General features: G+C 72.4%; 11 protein-coding genes. 6 read left to right on the forward strand and 5 right to left on the reverse strand.

What is annotated here, in order from left to right:
* Window positions 1–302: 302 nt before the first annotated feature.
* A complete protein-coding gene (locus KUM44_RS31760) occupies window positions 303–746 on the forward strand; it encodes a metallopeptidase family protein (protein ID WP_217213225.1) in 444 nt (147 codons plus the stop codon).
* A gap of 25 nt (window positions 747–771) precedes the next feature.
* Here the strand turns inward: KUM44_RS31760 and KUM44_RS31765 are convergent, their stop codons facing one another.
* The 3 genes from KUM44_RS31765 to KUM44_RS31775 form a co-directional block, all read right to left on the reverse strand.
* Window positions 772–2289, reverse strand: a complete 1518-nt coding sequence (locus KUM44_RS31765; protein ID WP_217213214.1) for a DUF5719 family protein — start codon at window positions 2287–2289, stop codon at window positions 772–774.
* Window positions 2286–5936, reverse strand: coding sequence for a glycosyltransferase family 2 protein (locus tag KUM44_RS31770; protein WP_217213215.1), 3651 nt, complete (start codon window positions 5934–5936; stop codon window positions 2286–2288). The genes KUM44_RS31765 and KUM44_RS31770 overlap by 4 nt, the downstream gene beginning before the upstream one ends.
* A gap of 303 nt (window positions 5937–6239) precedes the next feature.
* A complete protein-coding gene (locus KUM44_RS31775) occupies window positions 6240–6503 on the reverse strand; it encodes a WhiB family transcriptional regulator (protein ID WP_003975777.1) in 264 nt (87 codons plus the stop codon).
* A 648-nt stretch (window positions 6504–7151) separates the two neighbouring features.
* Here KUM44_RS31775 and KUM44_RS31780 point away from each other — a divergent pair.
* The 4 genes from KUM44_RS31780 (at window position 7152) to KUM44_RS31795 (ending at window position 11104) form a co-directional block, all read left to right on the forward strand.
* Window positions 7152–7658, forward strand: coding sequence for a cysteine dioxygenase family protein (locus KUM44_RS31780; RefSeq protein WP_217213216.1), 507 nt, complete (start codon window positions 7152–7154; stop codon window positions 7656–7658).
* A 33-nt stretch (window positions 7659–7691) separates the two neighbouring features.
* Window positions 7692–8651 (forward strand): 2-phospho-L-lactate transferase, encoded by a 960-nt coding sequence (gene cofD / locus KUM44_RS31785; protein ID WP_217213217.1) that lies wholly within the window; start codon window positions 7692–7694, stop codon window positions 8649–8651.
* Window positions 8648–9958, forward strand: coding sequence for a coenzyme F420-0:L-glutamate ligase (locus tag KUM44_RS31790; RefSeq protein ID WP_217213218.1), 1311 nt, complete (start codon window positions 8648–8650; stop codon window positions 9956–9958). Before cofD ends, KUM44_RS31790 begins: the two co-directional genes overlap by 4 nt.
* Before the next feature lie 144 nt (window positions 9959–10102).
* Window positions 10103–11104, forward strand: a complete 1002-nt coding sequence (locus KUM44_RS31795) for a DNA-3-methyladenine glycosylase (protein WP_217213219.1) — start codon at window positions 10103–10105, stop codon at window positions 11102–11104.
* A gap of 218 nt (window positions 11105–11322) precedes the next feature.
* Here the strand turns inward: KUM44_RS31795 and KUM44_RS31800 are convergent, their stop codons facing one another.
* Both KUM44_RS31800 and KUM44_RS31805 read right to left on the reverse strand, forming a co-directional pair.
* Window positions 11323–12405, reverse strand: a complete 1083-nt coding sequence (locus KUM44_RS31800; RefSeq protein WP_217213220.1) for an NDP-sugar synthase — start codon at window positions 12403–12405, stop codon at window positions 11323–11325.
* 217 nt (window positions 12406–12622) lie between these two features.
* On the reverse strand, window positions 12623–14158 hold the full coding sequence (locus KUM44_RS31805; protein ID WP_217213221.1) for a peptidoglycan recognition protein: 1536 nt from the start codon (window positions 14156–14158) through the stop codon (window positions 12623–12625).
* Window positions 14159–14298: 140 nt separating this feature from the next.
* Here KUM44_RS31805 and KUM44_RS31810 point away from each other — a divergent pair, with 140 nt between their 5' ends.
* Complete coding sequence (locus KUM44_RS31810) at window positions 14299–15054, forward strand: TIGR03089 family protein (protein WP_217213222.1); 756 nt, start codon at window positions 14299–14301, stop codon at window positions 15052–15054.
* Window positions 15055–15474: the final 420 nt, after the last annotated feature.

Here is a 15474-nt window from a genome sequence, read left to right on the forward strand (position 1 = left end):
CTCCCCCAGGTCACTCCACCGTGTCGTGCTGTGAAACACCCCACACACCCCTTCTGTCCCAACTCGCTGACCTGCAAGGAAGCCTGCCTCCGAGATCCCGAACATCCCTGGGACCGGTCACCACTCACCACAAACCCCGTCAATCACCTCGCCAACGACAGTCTCGGAGAGATACGGAAACGAGCCCAACCTTGGCTGGAATGGTCATCTGCCGACAATGCCGTACGCGCGGCCGAACACCACCCCTGCCACGACATGGGGATCGGACACGCAGCGGCCACGAGGACTACGCTTCAGCAGTGATGGACACCCCTGTACCGCCCCGTGCCGCCGGCCCCGGGCCCCGCCGCCGTGATCGCCACGGGCGGGGCATGCGCGGCCCGATCGCACCACCCCAGGTCCCGCTCGCCGCGAGCCGTGCCGACGCCTTCGCCGACCTGGTGCAGGACTCCGTGGAACGCCTCGAACGCCGCTGGCCGCAGCTGGCCGACATCGATTTCCTGGTCCTGGAGGTCCCCCGCCTGGACGGCCGGACCTGGAACGACGAGGCGGTCCCCCTCGGCGGCACGGTTCCCGCGCGCGAGGGGCGCCCGGGGCGGGTGGTCATCTACCGGCGGCCGGTGGAGATCCGCACGAAGGGGCGTGACGACCGGGCGGCCCTGGTCCACGAGGTGGTCGTGGAACAGGTGGCGGAGCTGCTGGGCCTGACCCCCGAGACGGTGGACCCCCGCTACGGCGAGGACTGACGGCCCCGCACGCTGCGGCGGCCGCCTACTTCTGGAGCACCGACAGGTCCTCGTCCGCCTCCGGCACCGCCACCGTCCCCCGGTCGTGCGGCAGCGTCTGCACGGTGAAGCCGGACAACCCTTCCGTCGTCGCCACCAGCGTCCGCGACGCGTACACCGGCCCGCCCGACACCGACTCCACCGTCAGCGCGTACGTGCCCTTCAGGCCGCTCGGCGCCGGCATCTCCACGTCCTGGGTGGTGCCGGACTTGATCGTGTACGTCTTCGACGCCGCCGTGCCGCCCTCGCTGCCCGCCGACGCCGTGACCTTGACCTGCGCCGTACGGAACGGCGCCGTCACGGACAACGTCGTGCCCTTCGCCCTGTTGTCCACCGCCGTCGCACGCGTGCCGACCGCGCGGCTCGCCGGTATGAAGGCCGTCTCCTGCTTGGCGCCCTTGCCACGCACCACGCGCAGCGCCGCGACGACCGGCACCGACTTGTCCGTGGGCGTCAGGACCAGCGACCCCGTCTCGCCCCGCATCACGTCACCGAGATCGACCGCGCTCGTCATACCCGCCTTGACGTGCAGCGTCTCGTTCCCGGCGGGGGTGATCGGTCCGGACGGCGATGCGAGGCGCACCTTCAGGTCCGCGTCGGCGTCCCCCGGGGTGAAGGCGACCAGCCGCACCGACGTGGCGTCCTTCGGGATGCCGGGCAGCACCAGACTGCCCGCCGGGTCGGCGGACGCGGCCAGCCAGTCCCCGCCGAGCTTGTCGTCCAGCGCCTGCACGGATGCCCCGAGCCGCCCGCTGCGCACACTCACGTGCACGGTCACGTTGTCCTGCTTCTCGCTGGTCAGCGTGGACAGCAGGATCGGCTCACCGGAGTGGGGCTGGACCGTGATCCCCTCGCCTGCCGTGCTCTCGATCGCACCGTCCTTGCCGTACAGCTCGATGTCGACGACGGCGGCGGAGTCGTCGGGGTTGGTCAGATGGACGTAGTCGGTGCGGTCGGGAGCCGTGCTGGCGCCCGGGAACCAGAACTCGGTGTCGGGCGCGGTGCAGTTGACGCCCTGGAGGCCGCGCCCGGTGCCCGCGGCGACCTCCGTCGTCTCCTGCACGGTCCAGCCGGGCGCGAACTTCCCGTCGGCGGTCCCGATCAGCGCCGGCGAGTCGGCCCCCGACGCGTCACCGGTGACCGGCGTCCCCGGCTCCTTGGCCTCCAGGACCGGCTTGTCGGACTTCCCAGTCTTGCTCGCGTCGTCGGTCTTCTTGCCCTTGCCGCCCGCCGTGTCGGCCGACTCCTGCGCCGCGGACCGCAGTTCCGCCTTGCCGTCACTCTCCGCGCCCTTGGTGACGGGCGTGAACGAGGTGTACGTCGTCTCGGCGAGGTCCGAGGTGCTCGGTGCCGGGCAGACCAGGCTGGTGCGCTCCACGGGCAGCTCGGCGGCCGCCTTGGCGGTGTTCGCGCCGGAGGCGTCCGGCGTGGTGAGCGCCGCGAACCCGGTGACGGCGGCGAGGGCGGTGCCGGCGGCGATGAGGGACAGGGTCGTGCGGTTCACTGCTGGCTCCCGTCGGAACGCTCATTGCCGTGCGGTTGCTGCTCTGCCGGGTCGTACGTGCCGTCGTAGCCCTGCTGGTACGTCTGGTCGTACGAGGGGTCGTACGCACCGGTGGGGGCCTGCCCTCCGTACGCGTACGGGTCGTACTGGCCGCCCTGGTACGGATCCGCCTGGTACGCCTGGTCGTAGGCGCCGCCCGCCGGGTACTGCTGGCCGGTCTGGTACTGCTCGCCGCCGTAGCCGCCGTAGTCGGCGCCCGCGTAGGGGCGTGTGTCCCACTCGCCGTAGGACTGCTGCTGCGGAATCGCGGCGGCCGGCGCCTCCTTCGGCAGGGGCGGGAAGTCGCCGTCCTGACCGGTCTCCTCGGCCTCGGCCTGGGCGCGCAGTCGGCGGGCCCGGCGGCCCTCTCCGGCCATGGCCTCGGCCGGGGCGGGCTCTTCCTCGGGCAGATCGTCGTCGATGTCGCGGCGGCGTCCGGGAAGGGCCATCACGACGAGGACAAGGGCGAGGAAGCCCTGGGCCCACAGCCAGGCGGTGTGCGCGATCGGGTCGTCGTAGGTGACGTCCAGCCTGCCGCCCTGGGTGGGAAGCTCGAAGCCCTGGGCCCAGCCGTCGAGCGTGGTCGGCGTGAGCGGCTTGCCGTCCAGGGTGGCCGTCCAGCCGTCGTCTGCGCTGTCGGCCAGGCGCAGTACACGCCCGTCGGAGCCACCCGGGATGGTGGTGTGGATCTCCGTGGGCCCGGCGGCGACGGACCGAGGCTCGGCCGAGCCGGACGCTGCGACGATGGCCGCGCGGGACACCTGCCGGTCGATCCGCCACAGCGCGCTGCCGTTCTGCTCGCTCAGCCGCGACAGTCCGGGCGTGGCGTCCAGCACGCGCGTGACCTCACGCGGCGCGCCCTTGTGGACGAGGACGTAACGCACCGCGAACGCGCCCAGCTGATCGGCCTGGTCGGCGCCGGAGCCGGCGACGAGGTTGGCGACGATCTTGTCGAGCTTGGCGTTCTCCCCGTCCGCGGCGGCGAGTTCGGCGTCGCCGAGGCGGGCGCCCGAGCCGCGGACGAGCATGTAGCCGACATGGGCCGGGGAGTCGCTGTCGAGGACGAGGGTGCGGGCCTGGTCGCGGGTGTTGCTGTCCTCGGCGACGAACGCGGGCACCTGCACCGGGTCGCGCCGCTCCAGCGGCCCGTCGGCACCGCCGATCATCCAGCCGGCCGCCATGAGAAACGGACCCGCGGCCGCGGCGAAGGCGATCAGCGCCGCGACCGGCTGACGCCAGCCGAAGCTCTGCTCGGCGACACGCGCGCGTGCCCCGTCGGCGCCGAGCAGGGCGGCGGCCAGGAGGGCGATGCCGTAGACGAGGGTCGCGGGACCGGCCCAGGTGGAGCCGTTGGACAGGACCGCGAAGACGAGGCCCACGAGGGCGACCGCCCACGCCGTCCAGATCCCGAACTGGCGCTCGGAGCGCAGCAGGGCGGCCAGCGCGGCCAGGACGACGCCGATGAGCATCAGGCCGCTGACGGTGCCGGGCCCGCCGGGGCTGGCACCGAGCAGATCCAGGGGGGACGCCGCCGAGGGGCCGTACTCCAGACCGGCCTCCTGAAAGAAGCCGAACGGGAGCAGTGACAGCGACCAGGGGGCGAGGACCAGCAGGGGAACGCCGAGCTGGGCCAGGAAGCGCAGGCCGTAGGCGGTGATGTCGGCGCGCCGCACCGCCAGGAGTCCGATCCCGAGGGCCAGCGCGATCGGCCACACGATCGGCGTCAAGGCCGTGGTGATCGTCAGCAGCAGGGCGTAGGCCCAGGTGGCGCGCCAACTGCCACGCGCACCGGAGCTGTTCGTGAGGCCGCTCGCCGCGATGCCGGCGCGCGCGATGAGCGGCAGCAGGACGGCGAGGACGGCGGTGCCGATACGGCCGCCCGCGAGCGCGCCGGTGGCGGCGGGCAGGAAGGCGTAGACGACGGCCGCCCACGCACGCAGGAGGCGCGACTCGACGAGCGGGCGGGAGGCGAAGTAGGCGGTGAGTCCGGCCAGCGGCACCGAGCAGACCAGCAGGACGGTGACCGCGAGCCCGGTCGAGCCCAGCAGCACTGAGGCGAGCGTCGCCACGATCGCCAGGTAGGGCGGCGCGGACGTGGCGCCACCGGCACCCACCGGGTGCCAGGCGTCGATGTAACGCGACCACAACTCAACGGAGTCGGCCGGCGCGGGCAGCAGCGCACCGCCCGCGAGCGCGCCGCCGCCGAGCAGGGCGCGGCAGGCGACCAGCGAGACGAACAGCAGCACCAGGAAGAGCACCGGGCCGGGCTTGCGGGCGACGCGCTTGAGCCGCGCGAACTGCTCGACCTCCAGGAAGTCCGCGTCGTCCCCGCCGGGCCCGGACTCGATCGCGCCGCCGTGCCGTCCCGCGCCCGCGGCCACCTCGGGGTCGGAGCTGCCGAAGAGGCTGCTCGCGGCCTGCTCGACGGTGGCCCGCACGGTCGCGCCGGGCGGTGGGAACAGCGCCCGCAGCTCGCCCTTGTCGATGACGGGACTCCCGCGCCTGCGCCGCCCGGCGATGATCCGCTCGGGGCGCAGCAGGGTGCCGACGAGGCCGCGGATCTCGTCGAGGGCCTGCCCGGGGACCTTGCCCACGAGGTAGGCCAGGGTCCGCAGGACCGTGCCGAGCACGAGGCGCAGCAGCACCCAGGGCAGCACGGCCGTACGGGTGTTGACGAGCAGGGTGTAGACGGCGCCCGCCTTGTCGACCTTGTGCGGGGAGGCGGAGGTGCGGCCCACGCAGTCGACGGTGCGGCGCTCGCGGGAGGCCGCCTCGGCGTGTCGTACGACTGCCTCGGGGGCGACGAGGACACGGTGGCCGGCGGCGGTGGCGCGCCAGCACAGGTCGACGTCGTCGCGCATCAGGGGCAGGCGGCGGTCGAAGCCGCCGAGCTGGTCGAAGATGTCGCGCCGGACCAGCATGCCGGCGGTGGACACGGACAGCACGGACCGCACATGGTCGTGCTGGCCCTGGTCCTGTTCGCGGCGGTCGAGGCCGGTCCAGCGGCGGCCTGAGTTGGCGATGGTGACGCCGACCTCGAGGAGCTGTCGGCGGTCGTACCAGCCGCGCAGCTTGGGGCCCACCACGGCGATGTCGTCGCGGCCCAGTTCGTACTCGTTCTCCACGACGCGCAGCAGCTGGGCCAGCGCGTCGGGTTCGGGCGCGCAGTCGTCGTGCAGGAGCCACAGCCACTGCACCGGCTCCCCGTGCGGGAGTTCGGGCATGTCGTAGGCGTCGTCGCGCCACGTGCGCGTGACGGGGTCCCAGCCGCTCGGCCGCTTCAGATAGGTCAGCTCGTCCGGGGTGAGGACGGGGGCGGTGCGGTTGGCCTCCTCGACGGCCTGGCCGAATCCGGTGCGCCGGGCGAGGTGCAGTACGCGATCGTCGCCGAGGGCGTCGGTGACGAGCTGCGCGGACTGGTCCGCGCTGCCGGTGTCGGCCGCCATGGCGAACTGGACGGGGCGCTCCTGGCCGAGCAGCCCGGCGAGCGCGTCGGGCAGCCAGCGGGCGCCGTCGTGGGAGACGAGGACCGCGGTCACCACATGACGCGGGAACTCAGGTGTGGCAGCGGAGTCGTGCTGGGCTGCCGTGTGGCTGTGCACGGACATCGAGGTACGGGCCCCGGTTCGATGGACTGCGGTGGACGCCCGTGCCCTGTGGGGACAGCGCGGCGTCTCGGACGAGCGACCACACTATCGGCTGGGCATCACAGCGGCCCGCCGCCTGTGGATAACCCACCCGCGACGGGCCGTTCGAGACATGTTCGAGACGTATGTATGTGCGATGCGTACGGGCCGGGTGTGGGCGGCCGCCCGCGCTTCAGCCCCGGCCGCCCGGGCCAGGTCGGGTCGGGCCACCGCTCGGCCCTGCGGCCGGGCCCGCCACGGCCGGACGTCCGGCAGGCGTGCCGCTCAGACGGCGGCCTTCTTCAGGCGGCGGCGCTCCCGCTCGGACAGACCGCCCCAGATGCCGAAGCGCTCGTCGTTGGCGAGGGCGTACTCGAGGCACTCGGAGCGGACCTCACAGGCGAGGCAGACCTTCTTGGCCTCGCGGGTGGAGCCGCCCTTCTCGGGGAAGAAGGACTCGGGGTCGGTCTGGGCGCACAGCGCGCGCTCCTGCCAGCCGAGTTCCTCGTCCGCGTCGTCGACCAGCAGTTGCTGCACCAGCTCGGTCATGTGCGCCCCTCGTCTGTCTTTCGCGTCCCCGTGATGTAGCCGTTACCGATTTCGGCTGAACGACACGAGTGAAATTACAAGTGTGCTGCTCCGGGCGAGTCAAGCCGAGATCTGCTATTGAGCCCCTTATTCACTCTGCGGAACCAAGGCCTAGCGGAAAGTGTTCAAATCGTCATAAACCTTGACAAGCAGACGAGGCCCGGGAGGGTGCCCGTCCCCGCTCAGAGCCTGTACGGAAAAGGACGCCCAGAAGTTCGATCTCGTTGCACACACGCGCAGAAGCGAACCGGATCACAGTCGGATCACAGGATCACAACGACGCTCGTGCGCCCGGTTGTGCGCCATGTGTCCCGGCCACCCCATGAACAAACCTTTCGCCACGGAGATGAACCGGATGAGGTGAAACATGTCCCACATAACGGGCGCCGAGTTGACACTCGAGGTGCAAACCGATGTCCTTGTGGGCATGCTCGCGAACTCGGCACCCACCTCGACCCGCACCGCCGGGTCCCACGGTGCTGCCCGCGCTCGCTGTAGCTGTTGCTGTCCCAGCTGTTGAGCCACACCTGCTCCAGCTGACGGCCGAGCCACCCGTCTCTCGGCCTCCGTTCCCTCTGACCTTCCTTCACTGAGGAACCACCGCACCCCATGAACAGCGACAGCGACCTCCAGATCGCCGGCGACATCCTCGAAGTCCCGCACCTCCTCCAGACACCGCGCGAGCACCCGGCCACCGTGGCCGAGTTCGTCGGCCTCGCCCGCTCCATCGCCGCCGACCGGTCGCAGTGGGAGCACCTCGTCCGATACGACGCGACCACGCGCTGGTACCACCGGCTGCACACCGGCCCCGGCTACGAGGTGTGGCTGCTGTCGTGGGTCCCCGGGCAGGGCAGCGGCCTGCACGACCACGGCCGGTCCTCCGGCGTACTGACGGTCCTGGACGGCACCCTGACCGAGCGCACGGAACGCGGCACGCGCGTGTTGGCGGCGGGCGCGCAGCGCGTCTTCGCCCCGGGCTACGCGCACGACGTGGCGAACGACGCGCTGGAGCCGGCCGTCAGCCTGCACGTGTACTACCCGGGCCTGACCGAGATGCCGATGCACACCTCGTCGACCTGCGAGGCGCGTCCGGAGCCCCGTCCCGTGACTGCCTGACGCGTTGTCGTACCCGCCTGCAAGACTGCTCCCATGCGCATTGTGGTTCTGGCAGGCGGCATCGGTGGTGCCCGGTTCCTGCGCGGTCTGAAGCGGGCCGTGCCGGACGCGGACATCACGGTCATCGGCAACACCGGGGACGACATCCACCTCTTCGGGCTGAAGGTCTGCCCGGACCTCGACACGGTGATGTACACGCTCGGCGGCGGCATCAACGAGGAGCAGGGCTGGGGCCGGGCCGACGAGACCTTCCATCTCAAGGAGGAGCTGGCGGCGTACGGAGTGGGGCCCGAGTGGTTCGGGCTCGGCGACCGGGACTTCGCCACGCACATCGTGCGGACGCAGATGATCGGCGCCGGATACCCGCTGAGCGCGGTGACCGAGGCGCTCTGCGACCGGTGGAAGCCGGGAGTCCGTCTCATCCCCATGACCGACGACCGCGTCGAGACGCATGTCGCCGTCGATCTGGACGGCGAACGCCGGGCCGTCCACTTCCAGGAGTACTGGGTGCGGCTGCGGGCCTCGGTGCCGGCCGAGGCGATCGTGCCGGTCGGCGCGGAGCAGGCCAAGCCGGCCCCGGGCGTCCTGGAGGCCGTCGCCGCGGCGGACGTCATCCTCTTCCCGCCGTCCAACCCGGTCGTCTCGGTCGGCACGATCCTCGCCGTGCCCGGCATCCGCGAGGCCATCGCCGACGCCGGAGTGCCGGTCGTGGGGCTCTCCCCGATCGTCGGGGACGCGCCCGTGCGCGGGATGGCCGACAAGGTGCTCGCGGCGGTCGGCGTGGAGTCGACGGCCGCGGCGGTCGCCGAGCACTATGGCTCGGGACTGCTCGACGGCTGGCTCGTCGACACCGTGGACGAGGCTTGCGTGGAGCGGGTCGAGGCGGCCGGGATCCGCTGCCGGGCCGTGCCGCTGATGATGACCGACCTCGACGCGACCGCCCAGATGGCTCGCGAGGCGCTGACGCTGGCGGAGGAGGTGCGGGGGGCTTGAGCGAGGTGTCTGCCGACGGCTACCGCGTCTGGGCCGTCCCGGGAATCCCGGAGGTTCAGCAGGGCGACGACCTGGCGAAGCTGATCGCCGCCGGCGAGCCGGGCCTCGTCGACGGTGACGTGCTCCTGGTCACCTCGAAGATCGTGTCCAAGGCTGAGGGGCGGATCGTCGAGGCGACCGACCGCGAGGCCGCGATCGACGCGGAGACGGTGCGGGTCGTGGCGCGCCGCGGCGCCCTGCGCATCGTCGAGAACCGGCAGGGCCTGGTGATGGCCGCCGCCGGGGTCGACGCCTCCAACACCGCCGCCGGGACCGTGCTGTTGCTGCCCGAGGATCCGGACGCGTCCGCGCGGGCGATCCGGGACGGGCTGCGGGACGCCCTGGGCGTCGAGGTCGGGGTCGTCGTCACCGACACCTTCGGGCGCCCCTGGCGCGCCGGGCTCACCGACGTCGCCATCGGCGCCGCCGGCATCCGCGTACTCGACGATCTGCGCGGCGGCACGGACGCGTACGGCAATCCGCTCAGTGCGACCGTCGTGGCGACGGCGGACGAGCTGGCCGCCGCCGGTGACCTGGTCAAGGGCAAGGCCGCCGGACTGCCGGTCGCCGTCGTGCGCGGGCTGGCGAGCACGGTGACCGAGGACCACGGGGAGGGGGCTCGGGCCCTGGTGCGCGACGCGCGGGACGACATGTTCCGGCTCGGGACGTCGGAGGCCGTACGGGAGGCGGTCACCCAGCGGCGTACCGTACGGGCCTTCACGGACGAGCCCGTCGACGCCGGCGCCGTACGGCGGGCGGTCGCGGCGGCTGTCACCGCTCCGGCGCCGCACCACACCACACCGTGGCGGTTCGTGCTGCTGGAGTCGCAGGAGTCGCGGACGCGGCTGCTCGACGCCATGCGCGACGCGTGGATCGCCGATCTGCGGCGGGACGGCAAGAGCGAGGAGTCCGTCGCCAAGCGGGTGCGGCGCGGGGACGTGCTGCGGGGCGCGCCGTATCTGGTGGTGCCCTGCCTGGTCATGGACGGTTCGCACACCTACGGCGACGCGCGGCGGGACGGTGCCGAGCGGGAGATGTTCGTCGTCGCGACCGGGGCCGGGGTGCAGAACTTCCTGGTCGCGCTGGCCGGGGAGCGGCTGGGCTCGGCGTGGGTGTCGTCGACGATGTTCTGCCGGGACGTCGTGCGGGAGGTGCTCGGGCTGCCGGAGGACTGGGATCCGATGGGGGCGGTGGCGGTCGGGCATCCGGCGCAGGAGCCGCGGGCCCGGCCGGAGCGGGATGCGGGGGCGTTCATCGAGGTTCGCTGACACGGGGCGGGCAGGGCCTACGCTCGTAGGACCCGTCCGGTACGGCTCATGTGCGCACGGGTTATGTCCGTACGGCTCATACCCGTACGCGCCGTCCGCTCCCCGATGCTCGTAGGCCTCCTCCGGTACCCCAAGGACCTCACTGTGGCAGGACGTTTCGCTCCGCGACCCACGCGTACGACGGTGCGCGGTGGGCAGGTCGCTGTGCCTGCGGGTGTGCCGCGGCAGGCTGTCGCGCCGGGGAAGGCGCGGACGGTCGTGCCGGACGGGCCGCTCGATCTCGGGCTGGTGCTGGGGCCGCTGAGGCGGGGGCCCGGGGATCCGACGTTCCGGGCGATGCCGGACGGGTCCGTGTGGCGGGCCTGCCGTACGCCTGCCGGGCCCGGGACGCTGCGGGTCGGTGTGCGGGGGGCCGAAGTGCGGGGCGAGGCGTGGGGGCCGGGGGCCGAGTGGCTGCTCGAACAGTTGCCGGAGCTGCTCGGGGCCGCCGACGATCCGTCCGTCTTCGTGCCGCGGCATCGGCTGGTGGCGGTGACTCGGCATCGGCGGCCGGGGCTGCGGTTGACGCGGACCGGGCTGGTGCTGGAGTCGTTGATTCCGTCGATTCTGGAGCAGAAGGTCACGGCCGATGAGGCGTATCGGGCGTGGCGGTTGCTGGTGCGGAAGTTCGGGGAGCCGGCGCCTGGGCCCGCGCCCGGGCGGATGTGTGTGATGCCGGACGCGGAGACCTGGCGGCTGATTCCGTCCTGGGAGTGGCATCGAGCCGGGGTCGACAACAAGCGGGCGTCCACGATTCTGCGGGTCGTGCGGGTTGCTGCACGGATGGAAGAGGCTGCGCGGATGTCTCCGGCGGAGGCGCAGGCTCGGTTGGAGGTTGTGCCGGGGGTGGGGCCGTGGACGTCCGCGGAGGTGGTGCAGCGGAGTCATGGGGCGGCGGATGCGGTGACTGTGGGGGATCTGCATCTGCCGGGGATCGTGGGGTGGGCGCTTGCCGGGGATCGGGATGCGGATGACTCGGTGATGCTGGAGTTGCTGGAGCCGTATGCGGGGCAGCGGCATCGGGCGGCTCGGTTGATCTTGTTGAGTGGGCGGGTGCCGGCACGGCGGGCTCCGCGGATGCCGCGGGGGGATATCGGGCGGTTGTGAGGGGTGGCGGTGGCGCCGGGTTTTTCGCCCCCGCCGCCCCTGCCCGTCCCATCCCTTGAAGCGGCTCCGCCCCTTCGATCCCGCCAGGGGGCTGGCGCCCCCTGGACCCCCATCGGCCTGCGGCCTCGTCCTCAAACGCCGGACGGGCTGAATGGGCCTGGGTCGGCGAAGCGCCCCGCGGGTGGGTGGGGACGGGCTGAGAATGCCGGCCAAGCCCGCTACAGGTCCGGGGAGAACCGCACCGCCCCCGCTGGGATCAGCGCGTCGCACCACACCCGTACGCCCTCCCTCAACTCGTTGTCGGCGCCGATGACCGCGCCGTCGCCGATGACCGTGCCGGTGAGGACGGAGCGTTCGCCCACGCGGGCTCGGGTGCCGATGAGGGAGTCGGTGATGACGGCGCCGGGTTCGATGACGGCGCCGGGGAGGATGGTGCTGCCGAAGACGCGGGCGCCCTCGGCCACGAAGGCGCCCTCGCCCACCACGGTGCCGCCGGTGAGCTTGGCGTCGGGGGCCACGGTGGCCGTGGGGAGGATGAGGCGGTCGCCGCAGCGGCCGGGGACGGCGGGGGATGGGGCTCGGCCGAGGACCAGGTCCGCCGAGCCTCGGACGAAGGCCGCCGGCGTGCCCAGGTCGAGCCAGTAGGTCGAGTCGACCATGCCCTGGAGGTGCGCGCCGGCCGAGAGGAGGTCGGGGAAGGTCTCGCGTTCCACGGAGACCGGGCGGCCGGCCGGGATCGTGTCGATGACCGAGCGGCGGAAGACGTATGCCCCCGCGTTGATCTGGTCGGTGACGATCTCCTCGGGGGTCTGCGGCTTCTCCAGGAAGGCCGTCACCCGGCCCGTGTGGTCCGTGGGGACGAGGCCGTACGCCCTCGGGTCCGTCACCTTGGTGAGGTGGAGGGAGACGTCCGCACCCGTCGTCTCGTGCGTGTGGACCAGGGCCCTGATGTCCAGGCCGGTCAGGATGTCGCCGTTGAAGATCAGGACCGGGTCGTCGGGACCGGAGTGGAGTCGGGAGGCCACGTTGCGGATCGCGCCGCCCGTGCCGAGGGGCTCCTCCTCCGTGACGTACTCCAGATGGAGGCCGAGCGACGAGCCGTCGCCGAAGTACGGCTCGAAGACCTCGGCCAGATACGACGTGGCCAGGACGATGTGGTCCACGCCCGCCGCTCTCGCTCTCGCCAACTGGTGTGTGAGGAACGGAACCCCGGCCGCCGGAACCATCGGCTTCGGCGTGTGCACGGTGAGCGGACGCAGCCGAGTGCCCTTGCCGCCGACCAGGAGGATCGCTTCTGTCACCTGTCGTCTCTGCTTCCTGCCGGGACCGGCCGAACTGTCTTTCGGCCGGCCAGTGTATGCAGTCCGTTGTACGGCGCCCTTCGACGGCAGTGCGGTACTCCTCGTTCCGCCCCGTGCCCCCCCGCCGGCGGTGAATGTGACCCACCCCCATGTCCCCGTCCCGGCCTCCCCCTTCCCCCGTGAACTGCGCTCCCCTGTGAACTCCGCTCCCTTCGACTCAGCGGCCCTGGTAGCGGGCCGACCAGGCGCGGGCCGAGCCGAGCTTGCGGTAGAGCTGGAGGCCGGGGCACGCCGTGGAGTAGCCGTCGCGATGGCCGGAGATCACATTCAGTCGTACGTTCTTTCCCTTTCGGTACAGATTGCCACCGCCGGACGTCAGATATGTCTTTCCGCGCGGATTGGAGCCGTAGAGGCCCAGCTTCCAAGCCGTGAGCCGGGCCACGGCCCTCACCGAGGCGGCGGTCGGCCTGCTGGCGCCGTAGCTGCCGAGGACGGCGATCCCCATGCTGTTGGAGTTGAAACCGAGAGTGTGGGCACCCAGGACGGGCTTCGCCACTCCCCCGGCGCGGCCCTCGTAGATGTTTCCGCACTTGTCGACGAGGAAGTTGTAGCCGATGTCGCGCCAGCCCATGCTCTTGACGTGGTAGCGGTAGATACCGCGAATGAGCGAGGGGGCCTGCGAGCACCGGTACTTGCTGCCGGTGGCCGTGTGGTGCACGAAGGCCGCCTTCACCTTCTTCGTGTAGGCGAACCTCCGCTCCCGCCAGCTCTCGTTCGCGCCCCAGCCGCGCCGCGTGACGATGCGCGGCCGCGGCCCGATGTACGGCTTCGCCCGCTGTGCCTGCGTCAACTCGGCCCCGCGCAGGGCCAGCAGCTCCCGCTCGGTCGCGGTGCGGTCGAGCGCGGGGATCTCGGCGGCGCCGATGGGGGCGAGTTCGGCGTTGGCGCCGGAGGCGGCGAGGGCCTCGGCGGTCTCGACGGTCTCGGTCTTCAGGGATCCGGGGCGGGTGGCGCCGCCGGAGTCACCGCCCTTCACCGGGGCGGCCTCACCGGGGTCGACGAGTTCGAGGCGGAGGCCGGCGGGGAGGGTGGCGGCGTCGTCGGGGGCGGCCGTCGAGTCGTCACCGCCGCTCTCCTCCCCGTCCTCCACCCCGACTTCCTCACCGGCTTCCTCCCCGTCCTCGGGTTCGTCGGTCGGCCGAGGCCGTACGGTCTCCGTCTCCGTCCCCGGCTGTGTTTCCGGGGTGACCCGCACCTCCACTGCGTCCGACTCCCCGACCCACAAGGGCGCCGTGGAGCCGCGCACCTGGCCCGAGGTGGGCTCGTCGGTGCCCGGGTCGGCGGCGTGTTCGCTGTTGTGCGTCTCGACCTCCTGCCAGCCGGACCAGGTGCCCGTGCCGACCGCGCGGGTACGGACCAGGACACGGCCGTGCAGTTCGGCGCCCGGGCGGTCCCAGGTGACGCCGACGAGGGAGAAGTGCGGTACGTCCCGGGGGGACAGCCCCTGTTCGACGGGGCCACCGAGGATGCGGTCACGGTCGAGGGGGGCGAGGGGCAGCGACTGGGTGCTGCCGGGGAGGTTCACATCGGCGTCCTCGTGACGCCCCGCCGGCCCGGCCGGCATCCTCTCGCTGGTGGCCGCTTGTACTCCGGACGCCGGCCTCGCGGTCGTCGCGACGGCGGGTGGGGTGAGCGGGAGGGCTAGAGCGGCCGCGCACGTGACACCGATCGAGGAAGCAAGGAATCCACGCATACCCCCGATGTTGGACAGAGCCATACATACCTGTCCATTGGAGAACTGACGAAGCGTCTGGCCGCCGTTCGTCCGAACCGGTGCGGGCGGGCACCCCCACCGGGGGGTGCGCACCCACTCGCCCGCGTACGCTTGCGCGGGTGAACGCCACCGATCGCACCCCTGCCGACCTGCTGCGTTCCGCGCTCGCCGCGGATCCCGGACGACCCCTGGTGACCTTCTACGACGACGCCACCGGGGAACGTGTCGAATTGTCCGTGGCCACCTTCGCCAATTGGGTGGCCAAGACCGCGAATCTGCTCCAGGGCGACCTCGGGGCCGGGCCGGGTGACCGGGTCACGCTGCTGTTGCCCGCGCACTGGCAGACCGCGGTGTGGCTGCTGGCGTGTTCGTCGGTGGGTGCCATCGCGGACGTGGGTGGGGACCCCGCGGCGGCCGACGTGGTCGTGAGCGGGCCGGAGAGTCTGGAGGCCGCGCGGGCGTGCCGCGGTGAGCGGGTCGCGTTGGCGCTCCGGCCGCTGGGGGGCCGCTTTCCGCAGCCTCCGGGTGGTTTCGCCGACTACGCCGTGGAGGTGCCGAGTCAGGGTGACCGCTTCGCCCCTTACGCACCGGTCGACCCCGAGGGTCCCGCGCTCATCGTGGCCGGCCGGGAGTTCAGCGGCGCCGAGGTCGTGGAGCGTGCCCGCGCCGAGGCCCCGGACCTGGGTCTCACCGGCCCCGGTTCCCGGATCCTCTCGGCCCTTCCGTACGACACCTGGGAGGGTCTCAACGCGGGTCTGTACGCCGCTCTTGCCACCGGCGGCTCGGTCGTTCTGTGCCGCCACCTGGACGCGCTGGCCGAGGACGCCTTGGCCAAGCGCATTGACAGCGAACGGGTAACCACCACGGCCCGCTAGCCTCCGCCAACCCCGCCCCCAAACAGCAGTTCCTCGCCCCCGCCGCCCCTACCCGTCCCATCCCTTGAAGGGGCTCCTGAAGGGGCTCCGCCCCTTCGACCCCGCCAGGGGGCTCCGCCCCCTGGACCCCCGCTTCGGCCCGAAGGGCCTCGTCCTCAAACGCCGGACGGGCTGAATGGGCCTGGGTCGGCGAAGCGCCCTGCGGGTGGGTGGGGGCTGGGGACGGCAATGCCTCGTCCTCAAACGCCGGACGGCTGAATGGGCCTGCCCGGCGCCGAAGCGGGACCGTCGGCGGCCGTGAGGCGCAGCCCCGGTGCGGGTGGGGGACGGCTCGAACCGTGCCATGCGCGCCCCCACCGAACACCAGCAGGCCGCCGCAGGCATCCGTCACCCGTTCAGCCCCCCACCGCCCGCCCCCAC

Source organism: Streptomyces sp. AC550_RSS872 (assembly GCF_019049285.1).
Taxonomy (GTDB): domain Bacteria; phylum Actinomycetota; class Actinomycetes; order Streptomycetales; family Streptomycetaceae; genus Streptomyces.

Excerpts from the sequence above, each read along its gene's own strand:
- KUM44_RS31805 (WP_217213221.1), bottom strand. The coding sequence starts at position 14,158 with ATGCGTGGATTCCTTGCTTCCTCGATCGGTGTCACGTGCGCGGCCGCT.
- KUM44_RS31760 (WP_217213225.1), top strand. The coding sequence starts at position 303 with ATGGACACCCCTGTACCGCCCCGTGCCGCCGGCCCCGGGCCCCGCCGC.
- KUM44_RS31775 (WP_003975777.1), bottom strand. The coding sequence starts at position 6,503 with ATGACCGAGCTGGTGCAGCAACTGCTGGTCGACGACGCGGACGAGGAA.
- KUM44_RS31770 (WP_217213215.1), bottom strand. The coding sequence starts at position 5,936 with ATGTCCGTGCACAGCCACACGGCAGCCCAGCACGACTCCGCTGCCACA.
- cofD (WP_217213217.1), top strand. The coding sequence starts at position 7,692 with ATGCGCATTGTGGTTCTGGCAGGCGGCATCGGTGGTGCCCGGTTCCTG.
- KUM44_RS31780 (WP_217213216.1), top strand. The coding sequence starts at position 7,152 with ATGAACAGCGACAGCGACCTCCAGATCGCCGGCGACATCCTCGAAGTC.